Raw genomic sequence first — 377 nt, forward strand, 5'->3', positions numbered from 1 at the left:
AAAAAGCCCGCTCACTGGCGGGCTCATTTAGGAATCGCAGTACTCGCGCCAGCCGATCCGGACGGCGCCATCATCCAAATGCTCGATCCTTATGCCTGCGGTGTCGCCGATGTCTTGGATGACCTGGCGCCAGGCTTCAGGGCTTTCGTCGTCGCGTCTGGAAACCTCGACCAACTGAATCCGCTGTACCCGGGGAGAGGCGATCAAGCGTTGCAGGCGGTGGCCCACAAGCTCGTAGGAATTTCTCGGTTTGGATGTGGGGTAGGGTGCCTGGTTCATGCTTCGCTCCTTGCAAATACTGTATGCATGAACAGTATTTGCACTAACATATCTTGGCAATAGTGCGGCACGAAGTTTCATGCATAAATGCATATTTT

At 54.1% G+C, this 377-nt stretch carries 1 protein-coding gene; it reads right to left on the reverse strand.

The annotated features are described in order from the left end of the window. Positions 1 to 27: 27 nt before the first annotated feature. Positions 28 to 279, reverse strand: a complete 252-nt coding sequence (locus JV201_RS13365; protein ID WP_219407058.1) for a DUF1654 domain-containing protein — start codon at positions 277 to 279, stop codon at positions 28 to 30. Positions 280 to 377 lie beyond the last annotated feature (98 nt).

The sequence above is a fragment of the Pseudomonas sp. Colony2 genome (genome assembly GCF_019382755.1).
GTDB lineage: Bacteria > Pseudomonadota > Gammaproteobacteria > Pseudomonadales > Pseudomonadaceae > Aquipseudomonas.